This is a genomic window from Terriglobus tenax (assembly GCF_025685395.1).
Taxonomy (GTDB): domain Bacteria; phylum Acidobacteriota; class Terriglobia; order Terriglobales; family Acidobacteriaceae; genus Terriglobus; species Terriglobus tenax.
Genome location: NZ_JAGSYA010000004.1, coordinates 2,312,007 through 2,331,757, shown reverse-complemented (window position 1 = coordinate 2,331,757; position 19,751 = coordinate 2,312,007). Strand labels below are relative to the sequence as shown.

General features: G+C 58.8%; 23 protein-coding genes. 9 read left to right on the top strand and 14 right to left on the bottom strand.

Annotation, left to right across the window (positions count from 1 at the left end):
- Positions 1-3: 3 nt before the first annotated feature.
- Positions 4-738: a hypothetical protein gene (locus tag OHL13_RS15380; RefSeq protein ID WP_263411010.1), complete on the bottom strand. Its 735-nt coding sequence runs from the start codon at positions 736-738 to the stop codon at positions 4-6.
- Positions 739-875: 137 nt separating this feature from the next.
- On the opposite strand from OHL13_RS15380, the gene glyA reads away from it, so the two are divergent.
- The 3 genes from glyA (at position 876) to OHL13_RS15365 (ending at position 5,258) form a co-directional block, all read left to right on the top strand.
- On the top strand, positions 876-2,138 hold the full coding sequence (gene glyA, locus OHL13_RS15375; RefSeq protein ID WP_263411009.1) for a serine hydroxymethyltransferase: 1,263 nt from the start codon (positions 876-878) through the stop codon (positions 2,136-2,138).
- A gap of 476 nt (positions 2,139-2,614) precedes the next feature.
- Positions 2,615-3,592 (top strand): SPFH domain-containing protein, encoded by a 978-nt coding sequence (locus OHL13_RS15370; RefSeq protein ID WP_263411008.1) that lies wholly within the window; start codon positions 2,615-2,617, stop codon positions 3,590-3,592.
- Positions 3,593-3,857: 265 nt separating this feature from the next.
- The gene (locus OHL13_RS15365) at positions 3,858-5,258 is read left to right on the top strand and encodes a mercuric reductase (RefSeq protein ID WP_263411007.1); all 1,401 of its coding nucleotides are present in this window, start codon (positions 3,858-3,860) and stop codon (positions 5,256-5,258) included.
- Between the two features lie 331 nt (positions 5,259-5,589).
- On the opposite strand, the gene OHL13_RS15360 is transcribed toward OHL13_RS15365, so the two are convergent.
- Entirely contained in the window at positions 5,590-5,727 is a 138-nt protein-coding gene (locus OHL13_RS15360) for a hypothetical protein (RefSeq protein ID WP_263411006.1), read from the bottom strand.
- 94 nt (positions 5,728-5,821) lie between these two features.
- Here OHL13_RS15360 and OHL13_RS15355 point away from each other — a divergent pair, with 94 nt between their 5' ends.
- Positions 5,822-6,292, top strand: a complete 471-nt coding sequence (locus OHL13_RS15355) for a hypothetical protein (RefSeq protein ID WP_263411005.1) — start codon at positions 5,822-5,824, stop codon at positions 6,290-6,292.
- Here the strand turns inward: OHL13_RS15355 and OHL13_RS15350 are convergent.
- From OHL13_RS15350 to OHL13_RS15335, 4 genes are all read right to left on the bottom strand, one after another.
- A complete protein-coding gene (locus OHL13_RS15350) occupies positions 6,289-7,230 on the bottom strand; it encodes a hypothetical protein (RefSeq protein WP_263411004.1) in 942 nt (313 codons plus the stop codon). The genes OHL13_RS15355 and OHL13_RS15350 overlap by 4 nt on opposite strands.
- Before the next feature lie 163 nt (positions 7,231-7,393).
- The gene (gene dnaN / locus OHL13_RS15345; protein WP_263411003.1) at positions 7,394-8,572 is read right to left on the bottom strand and encodes a DNA polymerase III subunit beta; all 1,179 of its coding nucleotides are present in this window, start codon (positions 8,570-8,572) and stop codon (positions 7,394-7,396) included.
- Positions 8,573-8,761: 189 nt separating this feature from the next.
- Positions 8,762-9,310 carry a glutathione peroxidase gene (locus OHL13_RS15340; protein ID WP_263411002.1) on the bottom strand — a complete coding sequence of 183 codons (549 nt, stop codon included), beginning with the start codon at positions 9,308-9,310 and terminating at the stop codon, positions 8,762-8,764.
- Positions 9,311-9,480: 170 nt separating this feature from the next.
- On the bottom strand, positions 9,481-9,801 hold the full coding sequence (locus OHL13_RS15335) for a GIY-YIG nuclease family protein (RefSeq protein ID WP_263411001.1): 321 nt from the start codon (positions 9,799-9,801) through the stop codon (positions 9,481-9,483).
- A 231-nt stretch (positions 9,802-10,032) separates the two neighbouring features.
- Between OHL13_RS15335 and OHL13_RS15330 the strand changes: the two genes are divergently transcribed.
- The 5 genes from OHL13_RS15330 to OHL13_RS15310 all read left to right on the top strand — a co-directional run bounded on the left by OHL13_RS15330 (position 10,033) and on the right by OHL13_RS15310 (position 14,315).
- On the top strand, positions 10,033-10,878 hold the full coding sequence (locus OHL13_RS15330) for a PEGA domain-containing protein (protein WP_263411000.1): 846 nt from the start codon (positions 10,033-10,035) through the stop codon (positions 10,876-10,878).
- Positions 10,879-10,901: 23 nt separating this feature from the next.
- Positions 10,902-11,534 (top strand): DUF5343 domain-containing protein, encoded by a 633-nt coding sequence (locus tag OHL13_RS15325; protein WP_263410999.1) that lies wholly within the window; start codon positions 10,902-10,904, stop codon positions 11,532-11,534.
- A complete protein-coding gene (locus tag OHL13_RS15320) occupies positions 11,527-12,114 on the top strand; it encodes a Swt1 family HEPN domain-containing protein (RefSeq protein WP_263410998.1) in 588 nt (195 codons plus the stop codon). Before OHL13_RS15325 ends, OHL13_RS15320 begins: the two co-directional genes overlap by 8 nt.
- 103 nt (positions 12,115-12,217) lie before the next feature.
- Positions 12,218-13,531, top strand: a complete 1,314-nt coding sequence (locus OHL13_RS15315; protein ID WP_263410997.1) for an adenylosuccinate synthase — start codon at positions 12,218-12,220, stop codon at positions 13,529-13,531.
- A gap of 250 nt (positions 13,532-13,781) precedes the next feature.
- Entirely contained in the window at positions 13,782-14,315 is a 534-nt protein-coding gene (locus OHL13_RS15310; RefSeq protein ID WP_263410996.1) for a nuclear transport factor 2 family protein, read from the top strand.
- 72 nt (positions 14,316-14,387) lie between these two features.
- Here OHL13_RS15310 and OHL13_RS15305 read toward each other — a convergent pair whose 3' ends face one another.
- The 8 genes from OHL13_RS15305 to OHL13_RS15270 all read right to left on the bottom strand — a co-directional run bounded on the left by OHL13_RS15305 (position 14,388) and on the right by OHL13_RS15270 (position 19,704).
- Positions 14,388-14,585: a hypothetical protein gene (locus OHL13_RS15305; protein ID WP_263410995.1), complete on the bottom strand. Its 198-nt coding sequence runs from the start codon at positions 14,583-14,585 to the stop codon at positions 14,388-14,390.
- Positions 14,586-14,783: 198 nt separating this feature from the next.
- Positions 14,784-15,392 (bottom strand): HIT family protein, encoded by a 609-nt coding sequence (locus OHL13_RS15300; RefSeq protein WP_263410994.1) that lies wholly within the window; start codon positions 15,390-15,392, stop codon positions 14,784-14,786.
- A gap of 115 nt (positions 15,393-15,507) precedes the next feature.
- Positions 15,508-16,326, bottom strand: coding sequence for a tetratricopeptide repeat protein (locus tag OHL13_RS15295; protein ID WP_263410993.1), 819 nt, complete (start codon positions 16,324-16,326; stop codon positions 15,508-15,510).
- Positions 16,327-16,501: 175 nt separating this feature from the next.
- Positions 16,502-16,966, bottom strand: coding sequence for a biopolymer transporter ExbD (locus OHL13_RS15290; RefSeq protein ID WP_263410992.1), 465 nt, complete (start codon positions 16,964-16,966; stop codon positions 16,502-16,504).
- A 124-nt stretch (positions 16,967-17,090) separates the two neighbouring features.
- Positions 17,091-17,528 (bottom strand): ExbD/TolR family protein, encoded by a 438-nt coding sequence (locus OHL13_RS15285; RefSeq protein WP_263410991.1) that lies wholly within the window; start codon positions 17,526-17,528, stop codon positions 17,091-17,093.
- A 42-nt stretch (positions 17,529-17,570) separates the two neighbouring features.
- Positions 17,571-17,996: an ExbD/TolR family protein gene (locus OHL13_RS15280; protein ID WP_263410990.1), complete on the bottom strand. Its 426-nt coding sequence runs from the start codon at positions 17,994-17,996 to the stop codon at positions 17,571-17,573.
- Between the two features lie 109 nt (positions 17,997-18,105).
- The gene (locus OHL13_RS15275; protein ID WP_263410989.1) at positions 18,106-18,840 is read right to left on the bottom strand and encodes a MotA/TolQ/ExbB proton channel family protein; all 735 of its coding nucleotides are present in this window, start codon (positions 18,838-18,840) and stop codon (positions 18,106-18,108) included.
- A gap of 126 nt (positions 18,841-18,966) precedes the next feature.
- Positions 18,967-19,704 (bottom strand): energy transducer TonB, encoded by a 738-nt coding sequence (locus OHL13_RS15270; RefSeq protein ID WP_263410988.1) that lies wholly within the window; start codon positions 19,702-19,704, stop codon positions 18,967-18,969.
- Positions 19,705-19,751 lie beyond the last annotated feature (47 nt).

Genomic DNA, 19,751 nt, shown 5'->3' with positions numbered 1-19,751 from the left:
ACCCTAGGTCGCCTTGAATGTTTTTACGGCAGTAGCCACCGCGGTTGAGAGATCTTTCGCGATGGGAGCAAGTGGTGTCGCCAGCAGCCCCACAAGCACAGCTCGTCCATATTCCACCGGTTCATGCGTTCCGGTGCTCGCGGTAATCAGAAGGGCAAGCAACACCGCCACAACCCCGGCCAGCAGCTTCGCGCAATTACGGTAGAACTGGTCGGCCCGCTCATAGGCACGGTCAATCAGCGTGGTCAGAATCAGGTCAAACCGGCTGTAGACATCCATCTCCGCCGGAGTCAGCTGGGTTTCCGCCGCGGCCTGTGCCGGGTCGGTCGACAGGCCCGCTCCGCGCACCAGCTTTGCCGCGACCGCAGCCAGCAATGTGGCGTCCACGGCGGTTGCCCTGGCCAGTGACGCGGCTGTGGACGGGTTTAACCGCAACTTGATCAGGGCCTTCAACGCGCTCTTCTGATCTGCCAGAACCGTCCCATTCAGCCACTTCGCCTTGATAGTTTCGAAGATCCCGGCATTGGTCAGCGCGGAGTCAGGAGGAAAGACACTATCCTCCGTAGGCACCGCCACCTGGCCGAGAAATCCGCGCAGATATCCCAGCCCGGCACGAGAGATCCCGCCCCAGAACGCCTTCGTTGCATCCACAATGCCAAAAGCAGCTGTTCCAAATGCCCCAATAGCCGTAATTGCCTGGCCCCAATGGTCAGGATTGAGCAGATTCAGATCACCCATATCAAGCTCCGTGCAGGGTTTGAGATACCGCGGCGTGCGCCGAGGGAACAAATTGTCAGGGGGAGTTTGAACGGGCCAAGCATAGGACATGCCAACTCGCTCGTCAACGGAATACTTCCAGCCACTAAAATATCCCTATGCCGATCGACTTCAATGCACCCCTCGCCTCCTCCGACCCAGATATCGCAGCGATGATCGAAAAAGAGATCCATCGCCAGCACGAAGGCCTGGAGATGATTGCCAGCGAGAACTTCGTCTCGCGCGCCGTGCTGGAGGCTGCCGGCACCGTTTTCACCAACAAGTACGCCGAGGGCTACCCGGGTAAGCGCTATTACGGCGGCTGCGAGTATGCCGACGTCGTCGAAAACCTGGCCCGCGACCGCGCCAAGCAGCTCTTCGGCGCCGAGCACGCCAACGTGCAGCCGCACTCCGGCTCGCAGGCCAACGCCTCGGCCTACATGACCATCCTGCAGCCGGGCGACACTATCCTCGGCCTGGACCTGGCCCACGGAGGCCACCTGACCCACGGCCACAAGCTGAACTTCAGCGGCAAGCTCTACCGCGTCGTCGGCTACCAGGTCCGCAAGGACACCGAGGTCGTTGATTACGACGAGCTGGAAGCAACAGCCCTGCGCGAAAAGCCCAAGGTCATCGTCGGCGGCGGCTCTGCCTACCCGCGCACCTTCGACTTCGCCCGCATGCGCCAGATCGCCGATAAGGTCGGCGCGTACTTCATGGTCGACATGGCCCACTTCGCGGGACTGGTTGCGGGCGGCGTGCACCCCTCGCCCGTACCGCACGCCCACTTCGTCACCACCACCACCCACAAGACGCTGCGCGGCCCCCGCGCAGGCATGGTGCTCTGCACGCAGGAGTTCGCACAGGGCCTCGACCGCTCCGTCTTCCCCGGCCAGCAGGGCGGCCCGCTGATGCACATCGTCGCGGCCAAGGCCGTTGCCTTCAAGGAAGCTCTGCAGCCCGAGTTCAAGCTCTACGCCGCACAGGTGGTCGCCAATGCCAAGGCGCTTGCGGAAGCTCTGCAGGGCGAAGGCTACCGCATCATCTCCGGCGGCACCGACACACACCTGATGCTGGTCGACGTCTTCGCCAAGGGAATCCTTGGCAGCGAGGCGGAGAACGCTCTCGGCGCAGCCGGCATCACCGTCAACAAGAACGCGATTCCGTATGACACCAATCCTCCGCTCAAGCCTTCGGGCGTTCGCCTGGGCACACCGGCGCTGACCACCCGCGGCATGAAGGAAGACGACATGCGCATTATCGCCAAGTGGATTGCCGAAGCTCTGGAGCACCGCACCGACGAGGGCCGCCTGGCAAAGATCAAGGGCCAGGTTAGCGAACTGGCGGAGAAGTACCCACTCTATGCCTATCTGCGTCAGTAGCTGCAAGTTACAAGTTGCAGTCAAAGAAAGGCCGGGAGAACTCCCGGCCTTTTCTATTTGCACGACCGCATTTGTTTGTCTTGTCCCTTGTCACCCTGCAAGGATCTGCTTCTCGCTTTAAATACAAAAAGCAGCCCAAAGGCCGCCTTACCTAACCACCAATACCCTCAATTATATCTCCGCCTAACCACAAGTAAATAGCACTTTCGCCCACTATTAGACCGCACACTTACGCCGCATACTTAAATCCAGTTGTGATGGCCCGAGAGGGTCGGGCGACATGTGCGACGAATAACAATCCGATTTGTCCTTTCCTTTCTGGTGCTCGTCCTCGGTTTCGAGTGGATGACCACCGCGTTCCACCTCCTCAATCTACCGAGCGACGCAGCCGTTTACGGCGGCATGCTTCTGCTCGTCTGCGATCTGGTGGTGGTTTGCTCTGCAACCTGGTTTCTCTGGAGGCGTAAGTAAGTTCCATGTTCAACGAAATTCTCAATAAGGCCGGCGGCGGCAACTTCGACGACGACAACGGCAAACGAATGCTTCGCCTCCTGCTCAAGTGGGGTGGCATCGCGGTACTGGTCATCATCGCCCTGAACCTTTTCTTCAGCTACTTCGTCAGTATCACGCGCATCGGTGCGGGCTACGAAGGCGTGGAGATCTCGCTCAGCGGCTCACAGCGTGGCGCCAGTGAAATTCCCATCCGTACCGGATGGGTCTTCTACAGCCCGCTGAAGTCGCAAATCATCGAGTTTCCTACCTTCGTTCAGACAGTGAAGTGGACGCAGGATACGACGGAAGGCCGCGGCACGAATGAGCAGATGAGCTTCAACTCGAAGGAGGGAATGGAGATCTACGCCGACGTCTCGCTGAGCTACGCGATTGACCCCGCACGTGTGCCGGACTTCTACGTAAAGTACCGCGTCAATGACCTGGCCCACTTTACGCACGGCATTCTGCGCGACGTGGTACGTAACTCTCTGAACGAGGTAGCCAGCACCTACACGGTGGAACAGATCTACGGAGAGAACAAGACCGAGTTCCTGATGAAGGTGCAGCAGATGATCCAGCAGAAGATGGATCCTGTGGGCGTCGGCATCCAGCAGTTCGGCTTCATCGGAGCGCCGCGCGTTCCCTCGGTCATTGCCTCTGCCATCACCTCGAAGGCGCAGGCGATCCAGAGTGCCGAACGCGCCCGCAACGAGCTGGCCGAGACCCAGGCCGAAGCCGCCAAGCAGATTGCCGCGGCTGAAGGTGAAGCCAAGGCCAGCGTAACGCGTGCCCAGGGTGAGGCGGAAGCCAACCGCATCCGCCAGACCTCGATCACGCCGCAACTGCTTGAGCTCCGCAAGCTGGAAAACCAGCGCGCGCTGATCGAACGCTGGAACGGCGCCCTGCCCAGCGTCCAGACCGGCAACGGCCAGATGCTGATGGAGCTGCCCAGCGTAAAGTAACCATCGAAACCCTCGCTGCCCCATCCTTCCGCAAGGAAGGGTGGGGTTGGGGTTCAGGCATTGCCCCAACGCACGCGAGCTCTGCTCTTCTTGTTTGTCATTCCGCAGGCTGAGCCAAGTCGAAGCCGGAGGAATCTGCTTCTTCTTCCATCTGACCCGGGTGCCTCACTCATCACGCAGCGATGAATGGGGAAATCACCACAAACACATCCGCAAATAACTCCTCTTCCGGCACAATGGCATCCAACGCAGAAAGAGGAGCAACATGCCAGAACAGTTCGACGCAATCGTCATCGGAGCAGGACAGGCCGGAGTACCACTCGCCAAAGCCATGGCCGAGCACGGCTGGAAGACCGCCATGATTGAGCGCAAATGGATTGGCGGTACCTGCGTCAACGTCGGCTGCACGCCCACCAAAACCATGGTGGGCAACGCGCGTGTTGCGTACCAGATCGGCCGCGCCGCGGAGTTCGGCGTGGTGCTGCCCGACAGCTTCTCCGTCGACATGGCCAAAGTGCGCGAGCGCAAGGACGGCATCGTGCTCAAGTCGCGCCACGGCAATGAGAAGCGTCTGACCGACGCCGGCGTGGAAACCCTCTTCGGGGAAGCCAGCTTCACCGGCCCCAACTCTATCTCCGTCGCCATGAATGACGGCGGCACACGCGAGCTGACCGCGAAACACATCATGATCAACACCGGCACGCGCCCCGCCTTGCCTGATCTGGACGGACTGGAAGGCGTGCCTTACCTGACCAACGAATCCATCATGGAACTGGACGCTGTGCCCGAACACCTCATCGTCCTCGGCGCCAGCTACATTGCGCTGGAGTTCGGACAGATGTTTCGCCGATTCGGCAGCAAGGTCACCGTCATCGAACGTGGCGAGCGCTTCCTTCCCAGGGAAGACATGGACATCGAGGAAGAGCTGCTGAAGATCCTGCGCGAGGACGGCATCGAAGTCCTTCTCTGCGGCCACGCCCGCTGTACCAGCGGCGACGCACAGCAGGTCACGCTGGAGCTTGGCGTTCACGATGCACCCACGGTCGTCACCGGCACGCATCTTCTGGTCGCCGTCGGGCGCACGCCAAACTCTGACAGGCTCGCTCTCGACAAGGCCGGCATCGCCACCGACAAGCACGGCTACATCCCTGTAAACGATCGTCTCGAAACCGGTGTCCCCGGAGTCTACGCACTGGGGGACGTGAAGGGTGGCCCCGCCTTCACCCATATCTCCTACGACGACTTCCGGATCATTCGGGCCAACCTGCTGAACAACGGCAACGGAGACGGTGGTAACACCAGCACCAAAAACCGCGAGATCAACTACACCATGTTCACAGACCCCGAACTGGGCCGCATCGGCTTGAACGAGCAGGAGGCGCGCGAGCAGGGAAGAAAGATCAGGGTCGCAAGCTGCCCGGTCAACTACATGGCCCGCGCCAACGAGCAGGGCGATCCCCGCGGCCTTCTGAAGGTCGTCATCGACGCCGACACGGATCTCATCCTGGGCGCATCCATGCTTTCGATTGACGGTGGGGAGCTGGCAGCCATGATCCAGATCGCCATGATGGGCGGCCTGAAATACCAGCAGCTACGCGAGGCCGTATGGTCGCACCCGGCAAAGGCCGAAGTACTGAACACCATCTTCGGCTACATCCGCGAGTAGCGTTTATCTGTCATCCCACTCACCCGGGTATCCCACCCTCGCAACGCCGGGGGGTGGGGTACGCACCCACCAGCTCTTCCTCACGCAGAGCTTCGCCCTCAGCATTCTCCAGAACGCGCAGTACGCTGATCGCGAACCAGGACGCATGCGCTGTGACTGCTGCCTTCTGAATCTCATCAGAGTGCGGGAACGACGCGTTTGCGGCAGATCTCCTCATGCTTCCTCGACACGCAGATGCGCCGGAGCACATCCTTGCCATGAAGAAGGTATCGGCCGCCAGCGGAGACAAATCACCTGTTTGCGCCGTGTCCGGTGCAAATCGGTAATGGTCTTAGTGCGTCTCGACCAGCTCTTCGTCGCGGACAGGCTCAGACGGGTAGCTGTCGTCCAGGGCAGCAAGCACCTTGGCCGCAAACCAGGCCTCGTGTGCCTCCACCGCCGCAACCACGGATTGTGGGTTAAGCATCATGCTGGAAAGGTTAGCCAACTCCCGTTGACCCGGAAAGTACCTCCCCGGATGCCCCGTTGACTCTCTTGGTGCTGTTGCGACACCCTGCAAACGGATGCTTGCCTTCACTGTCCTCGTCTCCGCCATGCTGCTGGTCACGCTGACCCTGCCGCAGCTTCATCTGTCCAGCCGCCGTGGCAGCCACATGCGCCACTTCGCGGAGCAGACCGGCGGCGACTTTCCTGACGACGAGATTCCGCAGGACTTCCCCTTCTCCCTGACCGACGACCTGGGCTGGGGCGATGGCTGCAACTGTATCTTCTGGCGCGCTCCGCAGCTCTACATGGTCGCCCTGGATGTCTCCCTGGGCTTCGGCAAGGCACAGCGGCCACTGACGCTGGTCGCCATCCACGGCACGTCCACTCGTTCTATCCTCTGGTCGTTGCCGCGTGGGCTGGAACTGCGCCGCGATGGCGACTGGGCCGTAATCTTCCGCCGCGGCGAACACCACGGCCTGCTGAGCACGCACGAGATCGAACAGCTTCGACAGATCGCGCTTCACCAGGTCGAACTCGGCCGGGGCTAAAGGGCAGGATTCGCCGGCTCGCCCGGCAGCACCACATCGCCAATCTCAAACATGCGCGCGTTCTTCGGCAGTTTGTGCCGCCCATCTACCAGGTAGTCCGCCACCACGCCGCCCGTTGCCTCCGGCGCCAGCACGGCCAGCGGAATCAGGTACTTCTTGCTCTTCACCAGCGATTCGGAAACGCCGTCAATCTTGATGCTCCGCTTCACCGTGCCCGGCACCTGCGGAATCAGAAACGCCGTCATATGCAGCTCCGGATGCTTTTTGCTGTACTGCACCAGCGAGCGCGCCGCCTGCTTCGGCGTCATGATGCCGAAGTCGGCAAACAGGCTGCGGTGTTCGGCCTTCGGAAAGTACGTATCCAGCACCTCGCGCGAGAAGTCCGCGCAGTTGTGCGCCAGCAGGTTGAAGTGCCCACGGTTCTTTTTGTCGTTGAACAACGCCATAAAGCGCTCATCCTGCTCTGGAGTCGTGTCGATCTGGAAGCCGTGGATCGAACGATCGTACGAGGAGCCCACCAGTTGGACCCACTCTCCACCCGGAGGATCGCCACCGTCCTCGGACGGCGCCAGCTCCTGCAGGTGCGCCTTCCACGCGGCATCGCGCAGCCGCTCCACATCCTCCCGCGCCACCGTCTGCGGTATCTCGCTGATCGTATCCACCGCGTACAGGTAACGGACCAGGGGCATCGCAATCCAGTCTTTGCCGTCGATCTTGTGATACCGCGAGATCACCGATCCATACTCACCCGCGCGGCAGGGACGCAGCTGCAGCGGCGTCTCCGCGCAGATATTGCTCAGGTAAACCGCCGCGTGGCCCGTCGGATTGAAGGCGCCAAACTCGCCAAACGGTTCCTCCATCAACAGAGCGACGGAGGCAAAGGAACGGACACTGGCAAGCAGCAGGGCTACCGCAATCAACCGCAAAGAAGGACGCATACGGTATTCATACGCGATGCCGCCCTGCGGGAGAAAGCCAAAATCAGGGAGTCCCCCGCACGCCCTTTCGAGTGATCTGTACGCCACAAAGCAAAGCCCCGGCACTTGCCGGGGCTTTGCTTTTTTTGCGCACGAAGTGCGCCTCTCGCTCGACGCGTAGTCGTCAGATGCGCATCGGCATCAGGATGTAGCGGTACTTCTGGTCTTCGTTTGTATCCTCGGGGCGCATCTGGCCGGCCGACTGGGCATCCTTGAACTCCAGACGAACCTCGCCGGTGTTGCCAATCGCCTTCAGGAAGTCCACCAGGTACTGCGAGTTGAAACCAACCACCAGCGGATCGTAGCTGTACGGCGTCTCGATGGAGTCTTCCGACTCGCCCGAATCCGTCGACGACGAGCTGATCTTCAGTTCGTTCTGTTCCAGACGGATCTTGATCGCGCCCGACCGCTCGTCGGCAAACTGAGCCACGCGCTGGATCGCACCCATCAGGTCTTCGCTGCGGACGATCACAAACTTGTTGTTGTCGCGCGGCAGAACGGCCTCGTAGTTGGGGAACTGGCCGGTCAGCTTGCGGCTGGTCAGCACGCGACCGCCCACGCGGAAGTACAGCGTCTGCTCGTCGTCGGCAAACTCCAGCGTGTCGTCCTCGGTGTTGGCCAGCAGCGAGGACAGCTCACCCAGGCACTTACGCGGAATCAGCGTCTTCTTCTCGCCCGAAATTCCAGCAATCGTCTCGTTCAGCCGCTCAATATGCGCCAGGCGATGGCCATCGGTGGCAACCATCGCCATCGACTCCGACTTCAGCACCAGCAGCGCGCCGTTCAGCGTGTAGCGCGACTCCTCGCTGCTGATGGCAAAAATTGTCTTCGAGATCATGCTGCGCAGCCCGGCAACCGAGATCTTCAACCCGCCTGCCTCCGGAAACTCCGGCACGGTGGGGAAGTTCGCGCGCGCCATGCCCACCATCTTGGTGTTCGAACGGCCGGCACGGATCTGCACCCAGTGGTTGTCCATCAGCTTGATGCTGATCTCGCCCTCGGGCAGCAGCTTGATGTAGTCATACAGCTTGCGCGCCGGAATCGTGCAGGCCCCAGCCTTCTTCACCTTCGCGGTGGTCGAGGTCCGCAGCGACTGGTCCAGATCCGTCGCCGTAATGGTCAGGCGCTCGCCGTCGGCCTCAAACAGAAAGTTCGAGAGGATCGGAATCGTCGTCTTGCGCTCCACCACGGACTGCGCCGCCGTCAGCTCCCGCAAAAGATCGCCGCGCGAGATCGTGATTTCAAGATTGCCGGCCGGCGTCGCCGATGCTGCGGCCTGAAGCGGAGTAGCAGTAGTCGTCATGGCAGAGGAGTCTCCCGATGATGGTGAAACCTTGACGTGCGTTTGGGAACCACTTTACCAGTTCACCCACACGCACGGAACACCTTGATTGTAGCGAGGTTTTCCCATCATTCGCCCTTGTGCAAAAACAAGTGCCGAGTGTGGTTATCCGGGAACCACCCATCTCCCGCCCCGGGTGCCAGAACGGGACTACTTCGCCAGCTCCGCCTCGATCGCCGCCACCAGCGCCGGGTCCTCCGGTGTGGTATCCGGAGCAAACCGCGCCACCACCTCGCCATTCCGCCCCACCAGGAACTTCTCAAAGTTCCACAAAACCTCCGGCGGATCGGTCACCGGCAGCCCATACCCGCGCAGATCGGCGGCCATGTCCTTCCCGGTGGTGGAAACAGCCTTCGGCTGCGCCTCAATCAGCGCCTTATAAAGCGGATGGATCGACGACCCGGTCACGCCAATCTTGGCAAACATCGGAAAGCTGACGTCGTAGCTGAGCGAACAGAACTTCGCAATCTCCTGATTGGTCCCCGGCTCCTGCCCACCAAAATCATTCGCAGGAAAGCCCAACACCACCAACCCCTTCTCGGAGTACTTCCGAAAAAGCGCCTCCAACCCCGCATACTGCGGCGTAAACCCACACTTCGAAGCCACATTCACAATCAACAACACCTTGCCGGAGTACTCCGCCAGAGTGGTGGGAGTATCGGTAATGGTTTCCAGAGGGATCGAGGTCAGATTTGCCATAGCAATAGGATGCTACCGGATAACGCTTTTGTCGTTTTTGTTTGTCATTCCGCAGCCGAAGGCGGAGGAATCTGCTTCTTGCCTTTGCTTCTGGCTTTTGCTTTCGATTTTGCCTTTCTTGCCCTGTCATCCCGTAGCGTAGCGGAGGGATCTGCTTCTCCTGCCAACCGCTAAACCAGCGGCTCACCCCGGTAATTCCGGGAAAATGCCGTCGACAAGTCCTCCCAAGTAGGATTCACCTTCTCAATCAACTCCACCTTCTTCTCGCGGCTCCAATCCTTCAACTCTTTTTCACGAGCAATCGCATTCCGCACATATTGGTGCCGTTCGTAATAAACCAGCCGGTCAATCTTGTACCGAGCAGTAAACGACCCCTTACGCCCACCAGCATGCTCAGTATGGCGACGCACAACGTTGTTCGTCATCCCTACATACAGCGTCCGCGAGCGGCTGGCCAGAATGTAGACGTAGAAAACATACTCCCGCGACATGGCCAAAATTCTAAAAGCAGATCCCTACGGGATGACAAAACAAGAAAAGAAAAAACAACGACTGCTTCCCTTTTGTGCCCAGTTGCGTCCCTTTTTAGTCTGTCATTCCGCAGCCGCAGGCGGAGGAATCTGCTTTTCCAGCCAGTCGTACTTCAAAATTTGCTTGCAGTGCCAAAATACTGAAGGTACTCTTCTTCTCACTCCCCACAATTGATTCGTAGGACTGTTGAGATGCATCGTTCATTTATTTCCTTGGCGCTCGTCTGCCTTCTTTCCCTTGGTGATTCTCTTTACGCACAGCAAACAACTCCTCCGCCGGCTTCCGCAGTTTCTGCTACGCCCGCAGCACAGGAGGAACCACCGCGTCCTGCGATCCCCAACACCCTCATGGACGGCACAGAGGTCAAACTGCGCCTCTCGGAAACCATCTCCTCCGCCGACGCACACGTTGGCCAGCAGGTCCCATTCGAAGTAACGGAAGACATCGTTGTACAGGGCGTCACCATCATTCCCAAAGGCTCAGCCGCCCTGGCAACCGTCACCACCGCTGAACCGAAAAAGCGTATGGGACGCGGTGGCAAGCTCGACGTCAATATCGACAGCACCCGCCTCACCACAGGTGAAAAAATTCAGCTCCGCGCCGTCAAAAACACCAAAGGCGGCGGACACGTCGGAGCCATGACGGGAGCCATGGTCGCCACCGGCATCGTCTTCTTTCCGGCTGCCCCACTCTTCCTCTTCATGCACGGCAAAGACATCACTATTCCGAAAGGAACGGAAGTCACTGCCTTCGTACAGGGCGACACCAAGCTCGACATGGCAAAACTCAATCCATTTGCCGCGCCTGTCGCAGCGTCATCCGCCCCGGTAATGGCCAGCCTGAATGTCGAATCCTCTGTCCCAGGCGCGGACATCGAGATCGACGGCGTCTTCATGGGAAACACACCCTCAGCCGTCACCGTAACCCCGGGCGTCCATACCGTAACTGTCAAGAAAAAGGGCTACACCGACTGGACCCGCAAGATGAACGTAGCCGGCAGCGGAGCACGGCTCAACGCGGAGTTAGAAACCCAGTAACTACGTTGATAAGAAAGGTCAATATGTCTAGTCTTCCTTACGTTACCGCTCCTGGAAACATTGAAAAAGCTTTCTTGGCGATCAAGTCTGCTGCGGTACCTGAAAGAGTAAGTCAGGATTTCGTCAAGACCATCTTGCAAATCAAAGGTGGCTCTGGAAACCAAATGACGTCGTTTCTCAAGAAAATTGGATTTGTGAACACTGACGGCGCCCCTTCAGATCTTTATAAAAAATTTCGTAACCCACAATTTTCAGGTTGGGCAGCCTCTGAAGCTCTCAAGCAAGGATATGGGCCCTTATACCTACGTAACGAATACATGCACAAACTCAATGATGACCAACTACGTGGAATCATCATTGAAGAAACTGGTCAGGGCGACGATTCGAGCACGGTTGGACTTATTTTGGCAGCCATTAAATACATCAAGAAATTCGCTGATTTCAATTCGACTGCAGCGAAACAGCAGACCGAGCCTAACCAGGAAATAACAGTCCGCCGCGATCCCGAACCCTTATCGCCACCAGACATATCAGGGACTGGAATTGGATTAAATTTAGGATACACAATAAACCTGAACCTCCCAGCCACTTCGGACATCGCAGTTTTCAACGCCATCTTCAAGAGCCTAAAGGAGAATCTCTTAAAGAATGAATAACGTAGAAGACTATTTACGTTCTTTCGGAATGTCTGGGTTATTAGTTACAGAAGAGCTTCGTGCATTAGAGAAAGAGTTGGGTATTCGACTTGGCCATTCTCAAATCGAAAGAGAAGTGAGTATTACTGAGTACTATCCTCAGTTCGAGAAAAAAGTGCGAGAAGAAGCTGCTTCTATGGCACGCCACTATGAGCTTTTTTATTGTCTCGAAAGCGCGATTAGGACACTAATATCCGAAACCCTTCAAGAGAGTGTGGGAGCGGATTGGTGGAATAGCACCCGCATCCCTGATGCAGTAAAAAAGGGCGTGGGCGAGAGAGTTAAGCGTGATATCGACAGCGGTATGACTCGCCGATCGGATAATGCGATTGACTACACGAACTTTGGGGAGCTCTCGGTCATTATCATTTCGAATTGGGATGTGTTTGGCACAATTTTTAGTAGCCAAAGAGCCGTTGAGCGAGTGATGAATAACCTGAATCTTCTTAGAGGCCCTATCGCCCATTGCTGTACGATCAGCGACGATGAGGTCCAGCGATTGCAACTATCTGTTCGTGACTGGTTCCGGATGATCGGATGATTATTGCTTAGCGTATGAAGACACCCGCCAAACGATAGAAGCTAAAATAGGACACGGTGGCGTTCTCAACGCTGCGCATAATTTGTGCGAGCTGGAGCAATCAGTGTCTTCTTTAAAGCAATCAGCAGTAGTACTAGGCGCCCAGTGGGGCGATGAGGGCAAGGGCAAGATCGTCGACGTCCTCTCAGAGAAGTTTCAGGTCGTTGCCCGGTACGCCGGCGGGCACAACGCCGGGCACACCGTCATCATTGAGGGCAAAAAGTACGTCCTCCACCTGATCCCCTGCGGCGTCCTCCGCCCGGACTGCATCGGCGTCATCGGCAACGGAGTCGTCCTCGACCCCGCCGCCTTCCTCACCGAGGTCAAAATGCTGAAGGAGACCGGCCTGCCCGTCGATGGACAGCTCTTCGTCTCCGACCGCGCCCAGGTCATCCTGCCCTACCACCGCATGATCGAGCTCGCCGCGGAGAACGCCCCCGGCCGCACCAAGATCGGCACCACCAGCCGCGGCATCGGCCCCGCCTATGAAGACAAGATGCACCGCAACGGCCTGCGCGTCATCGACCTGCTGAACCCCGCCCTGCTGCGCACGCACATCATCAACGCCTGCCACGAGAAGAACTCCATCGCGCACGCGCTGTGGGGAACCGAGCCGCTGAACCCCACCAAGATCTACGAGGAGTACGCCCGCTACGCCGAGCAGGTGGCTCCCTACGTGGTGGACACCGCCAGCCTGCTGAACGCCAGCCTGAAGCAGGGCAAGCGCCTGATGTTTGAAGGCGCGCAGGGTGCCCTGCTGGACATTGACCACGGCACCTACCCGTTCGTCACCAGCTCCTCCGCCACGGCCGGCGGAGCCGTCATCGGCACCGGCGTCGGACCCACGGCCATCGGCACCGTCATCGGCGTCACCAAGGCCTACGTCACCCGCGTAGGCGAGGGCCCGTTCCCCACCGAGATCCACGGCGAAATGGGCGAGGAGCTGCGCAAGCGCGGCAACGAGTACGGCGCCAGCACAGGCCGCCCGCGCCGCTGCGGATGGATGGACCTGCCCATGCTCCGCTACAGCAACATGATCAACGGAACGGAGTGGCTGGTCGTCACCAAGATGGACGTCCTCGACTCCCTGACCGAGATTCCCGTCTGCACCGGCTACAAGCTCGACGGCAAGCTCGTCGACACCGTCCCGGCCGATATCCGCGGCCTGGAATCGCTTGAGCCCGTCTACACCACGCTGCCCGGCTGGGCGGAGTCGACCGAGGGCATCGTCGAGTTCGACAAGCTGCCGAAGAAGGCGCAGGACTATCTCCGCTTCCTCGAGAAGGAATCCGGCGCAAAGATCGGCATGGTCTCCACCGGCCCGGACCGCGAGCAGACCATGACCCTGCCGGCGTTTGCCGCCGAGGTCGTCGGCTAACTGCTGACTCAACCTGTTCGTCCAAACCCCACGCCTTGTGCGTGGGGTTTTTACTTTGCGGAGAAGGCGTGCACGGCGTTTCTGCACCATGCTCGATGCGCTTTTAAATAGCGGGTAATCCCCACTGGTGACGGGCTTCCTCTACACTTCCGGCAGCATCGTAACCCTGCAGCAGAAGTTGTAGTTTAGTTACCAAAACTTCTTTTGACTTTGCGCGGAGAACAGGTCTACACTCCGTTACACCTTACCGATGAAGACATGTTTCAAACTCGCCGTAGCATCCCTGGCCGTGCTGGCTTCATTGGCAGCGCACGCGCAGGTTTTCCGGCAGGTTGGCATGGCTCCGGTCAACGGCGTGCGGCGCATTGCCACCGGCAATAAACCCAATGCCCACCGCCAGATTGAAGCGCTGGAGCAACAGTGGCGCCAGGCTCAACTCAAGTGCGACACCGACACGCTGGGTAAGCTGATGTCCGAGGACTACATCGGCATCTCCGCCAACGGCATGGTGCAGACCAAGCAGCAGATGGTCGATCGCGTGATGACACGCAAAATTAACATCACCCGCATGGATGTGGACGACCTGAAGGTCAAGATCATCAACGGCAGCACCGCCGTCGTCACCTCGCAGGTGGACGTGGATGGCGAGATGGATGGCCGCTCAATGCACGGCAAGTACCTGTATACCCGGGTGTATGCCCGCCAGGCCGGTGGTGCCTGGAAGGTTGTGAACTTTGAGGCGACTCGCATCCGTCCGAACCTGCAGCAGGCATCGGCCAAGTAAGGTTTCGCAGCAAAGCAAAAGGCCCGGAGATCGCTCCGGGCCTTTTGCTGTCTTGGTGAAAAATGTCAGAGTTCAGGCAATCCGTGCCTGCGGGTTATAAGCAGCCGGGGCAGGCATCGCGGTTTTGCGCGCCTGGGGTGTGGGCATGTTCAGCGCCAGCAGGCGGCGCGGCAACGACCGCGTCTGGCCTGTGATGCGTGCGTCCTCGGGTTCAATCAACGAGGCAGCAGTGATCGGAGTGATGGTTCGTATCTTGAGCGAGCTTTGCATCGTACACCTCCGGGGCCGGGAGACACTCCGCGAGGTGCGCGCACCTCGGAGCGTCAAAGGGTATGGGTCGTGCGATTCACTTGCTTTTTCGCGTTCAGCCAAATAGATGCAGCGGGGTAAGACTCTGTTGCTCGAAGCAAACTGCTAATTCTTACGTTCAAGAATGACGTACTTTTTCCGGCTCGTATGTATCCGCCGTCACAGATTCGACGCTTCATTTCCCGATTTGGCTTCATCGGCTTCCAAAACCCGGAAAGCCTGCCGCAGACGCTGCCAGGTCACATCCAGATCCTCAGGCAGAATGCGCGTCTCCGCCAGCACGGGCATGAAGTTGTTATCGCCTACCCAGCGCGGCAATCCATGCAGGTGCAGGTGTGCCGCCACGCCGGCCCCGGCAGCTTCGCCCAGGTTCAAGCCAAAATTCAGCCCGTCCGGCCGGTAGGTCGCACGAATCGTCCGCTCCACCTGCTGCGCCATGGTGATCAGCTCATGTGCCGATTCCACGGCAAGCTTCGCCAGGGCGTCCGTGTGCAGATACGGTACCACCATTACGTGTCCGCTGGTATACGGAAATGCGTTCAGCGCCACGTAATGGAACTTTCCGCGAACCACCACATGCCCATGGCGCTCCGCCTCGTCCACCGGCATGCCCTGCCCAATCGCATAGTCCACTGACGCAATCAGGTTGCAGAAGACGCAGCCCTGGTCATCCGGATAAGCATTCAGAGCTTCCGGAATGCCCTTGCGCTGCGAAGGGCCGGATTTCGTGATGTACGCATACCGCCAAGGGGTCCAGAGCCGATCCATAATTCCTTTCCAGTTGAACAGCGCGCGCCTCCCCTTGCAAGGGCTGGCGGCTCCCACCAAAGAAGAAGGCCTCCCTTGTCGGGAGGCCTTCGCGCTTCTCACAGCTTGGGGCGAACTACATCGTTACGCCGCCCTTGTTCTTCTCTTCCTTCTTGCGCTCGTTTTCCTTACGGGCGCCCATAGCCTTGTCGCTCCACTGCTGAGCCTTGTCCAGGTCGGCCTTGCGGGCAGCGTCGTCGCCGCACTCCAGGTCAGCCTTACGGCGGTAGGTCAGGTTCAGGTAGGTCATGGCCTCTTCGTAGGTCGCGTTGTTGTCAACGGCCTTCTGCAGATACTCCAGACCTTCGTTCACCAGCGGAGAGTTCTGAGCCTGCAGCTTGGCGCAGGCATCCTTGCTCTTCTTCGGGTTGCCATCGCCGCCGTCGGTCAGGCCGTCGGCAGCCAGAATCGTGGTGGCGTTCTTGTACGCCTGCATCCAGTCGATAACGCCGATCGTGTAATACGCCTCAGCGGCGGCCGGATCGACCTCAATGACCTTCTTCTGATAATTCTTGGCGTCGTCAAACTTCTTGGTATTGAAGCTGATGGAGGCCATCTGCTGCAGAGCAGTCTTGTCCTTCGGGTCCTTGGCAAGAATTTGCTGGAAACCATCCATCGCGCGTTGTGCCGTTTTCAGGTTCTCAGGCGTCTCAAGATTAGGCACGACCTGCGAGGCCAGCGTGGTGGCGAGATAAAGGCGCGCCACGTCATAGCTCGGATCGTAGTCCAGGGCCTGCTGGAAATGATTAATAGCGTCTTCGTACTTCGCGCCCTTGAAGGATGCGATGCCCTTCGTAAGCTGGTCGCGGGCCTTCAGACGGTTGCATCCGGTGGCCGAGAGAAGCGTAACCAGGAGAAGTGCGGCCGTTGCCGGAACACGTAGCTGGAATTTCATTGGACGAAGGGTCTCCTTGAGAATTCGCGATAGTAGTGATTTTGCCGGATTGCGTGCGAGAAGCGCGACAGTCTTGCACGATGATTGTAAAGGCATAGTACGACCGATGGCCAGTAGTTGAAAGTGAAAAGAGGGCACCCGTTGCGATTAGCGGCTGCCCTCATGCCAAGACGACTCAGCAGCCCGCCAGGTTGCAATCTTTCCGTGTTAATAAAGCAATTCCCGATGCTCCCGTGAGGCGGACAGTATTGACCACACGAACGACTTCGCGCAAGTCCAGACGAGCGTCAGCCTGCAGAAACACCATCCGGTTCTGCCTCGGGCTAAGTGCAGTTGCAAGCGATCTGCCCAGCTCTTCCAGGCCAGCCTGCTGCTGCTGGTTGATGGCATATCCTGCCGCGCCATCGTCACGATAAGACACCTGAACTACGATCGGCGACGGGGTTCGATCCTGCTCAGCACCCGGCCCTGCCTGCGGTACACCTGCGCCAAGACCATGGCTCGGCACAGGTGCAATGACCATAAAAATAATCAGAAGAACGAGAAGAACATCAATCAGCGGCGTGACATTGATCTCTGCGGTGGTGCCGTGTGTTCCTGCTGTGAATGCCATGTACGAACCTCGAAAGGGAAGTCGCAAGCGAGCACAGCCTTAAAGACACCGCGGGCGGCAGCTATGTGCCACCGCCCGCGCAGATCACCGTAGGCATTCCTCCACTGACACGCAGGACATCTGTCCGTACGCGAGCGGGATGCGAACCAGCTTACTGTCCAGCCTCGACGCGAGGCGTGATAATACCAACGTTATCCACGCCGGCTTCCTTGCCAAGACCGATGATCTCGGCCACGTACTGGAAGTCCAGGTCCTTGTCGCCCTTCACGAACATCACCTTTTCGGCGCGCGTGGAGTAGATCTCCTGCAGCTTGGGCAGCAGGCCTTCCTTCGCGAAGTCCGAATCGTTGATCTTATAAGCCGGCTTGCCACCGTTGTTCGAAAGCACCTGAACCACAATGGTGCGATCGTTATTCGGTTCGGGCTGGTTCTTATTCTTGGGGGGCTGGGGTACCAGCGTGTCCAGACCGTGAACTGCCGTGGGCTGGATGACCATGAAGATGATCAGCAGCACCAGCAGAATGTCGATCATGGGCGTTACGTTGATCTCGGAGGACATCCCTCCGCCGCCACCACTACTCATTCCCATAGCCGAAGCTCCTTCTTGCCGACGTCGCGGCGAATCTTGTTCTTACTGGTCTTCGGTCTTTTCGGTCAGCAGACCAAGCTCGCTGACGCCGGCCGAGCGAACACCGTCGATAGCATCCATGACCTTGCCGTAGTTCGCGCGCGCATCGCCACGGAGATAGACGTGCTTATCCGTCTTGTTCTCCAGCTTGGCCGAGATCTTCGCGCCCATATCGTCCAGTGTCACCTGGTCGCCACCCAGAAAGACCTTGCCGTCGCGAGTCACAGCGACCACAACCGAGTCTTCCTTGTTGGCGTCTTCCATGATGACCGCGGCCGTGGCCTTCGGCAGGTCAACGTTGACCTTGTTGTTCAGCATGGGCGTGATCACCATGAAGATGATCAGCAGTACCAGCATCACGTCCACCATCGGCGTAACGTTGATGTTGCTGTTTACCGCCGCGCCCTCGTTCCTTGTTGCCAGTCCCATCGGAGTAGCTCCCTTAGCGAGTTCTGATATCTGCGAGCCTCAGGTCCGGGAAACCCGGCCTGCCGTTTCGCGGCGGCAGGCCGGGTCACCGGTGACTCTCGCGTTGGGTTTAGCGGTGCGACTGCTTGATGAAGTAGTCCACCAGCTCCGAGGAGCTGTTGTCCATCTCCACGTCAAAGGACTCAACCTTGCCCGTGAAGAAGTTGAAGCACATAACGGCAGGGATAGCTACGAGCAGACCGAACGCGGTCGTTACCAGAGCTTCCGAGATACCGCCAGCGACTGCGCCGATACCAGAGGTCTTCTGCGTAGCGATCTGCTGGAAGGCGTTAAGAATACCGACTACCGTTCCGAACAGTCCGATAAACGGAGCCGTCGAACCGATGGTGGCCAGGCCACCCAGACCGCGCTTCAGCTTGGCGTGAACGATCGCCTCAGAACGCTCCAGAGCGCGCTTGGCAGACTCGATCTGAGCCTCGGTGATGGCGCCGCCGGAACCGAACGAACGGAACTCCTGCAGACCAGCCGTCACAACCTCAGCAAGGTGCGACTTCTTGTTACGGTCGGCGATCTTGATCGCCTCATCCAGGCGGCCATCCTTCAGCGCGCCGGCAACCTTGGGCGCGAACTCACGGGACTGCTTACGAGCAGCCGAGAAGTACAGCGCGCGATCGATGATCACTGCCAGCGACCAGATCGACATAATGAACAGGATGATGGCGACGGCCTTCGCCAGCAGGCCCATGTTGCTCCACAGGCCCATGAGCGAAAAGCTGACCTGACCTTCCTGCAGAAACATTCCGAGGCTGTGGGGGGCGAAAGTTGCGAGATGAGCGAGAATCACTTGATTCCTTCCTCCTGGTTGGGACTTCCAGTTACTACTGAGATGCAAATCGTTGATTGTTTGAGCTGCGCCGCACTGGCCACAGCTCCCGCAATGTCATAAACCTGTTTGCCGGAAAACTTCGGCCTAGGTACCCATCGTGAAGTTGACGGTGATCGTGGTGTCAACCTCGGTCGGTTCGCCGTTCAGCAGGTAAGGCTTGTACTTCCACTGCTGTACAGCTTCCATGGCGGCGTTGCGCAGCATCTCAGGTCCGCTGACAACAGCCAGGCCCTGGATAGCGCCCGTCTTCGAGATCACGGCGTGCAGAACCACCGAACCCTGAACGTGAGCCGCGCGTGCGATCGGAGGATAGACCGGGTTGGTCTTCACCAAGATCTGGCCAGCCATTACACCGGCCGATACGCGGGTCGGTCCCTTGGGAGGAGCAACCTTGACCACAGGTGCAGGAGCCGTACCGATACCGCCGAGAACACCACCGGCAATACCGCTACCCGAGCCACCACCCATGCCCGCCATGCCGGCAACACCGGCAACCTGCGGCGGAGGAGCAGCTTCTTCCTTCACCATCTTGATGTCCTTGGGGATCTTGGTCGGAGCGTGCAGACCCTGGTCCAGCTCGCTCACGATCTTGATCGGCTTGACCACCTGCGCCGGCGGCGGCGGGGGTGGTGGCGGCGGCGGCGGCGGCGGCGCGCTGAGCATCGCCGTCATAGCCGTCTTTGGCAGCGCTTCGGGATACAGCAGCGGAATCAGAATCATCAAGGCGATGATGACTGCGTTAAACCCAAAGGTGGCGATCATCCAATAGCTGGACTTGGACTTGATCTTGCCGCCGGACTCCATCAACGAATCTTCAAACATAGTGCAACCCTCAATTTGGAGGTGAGCTACGTGCTACAGACACCGCT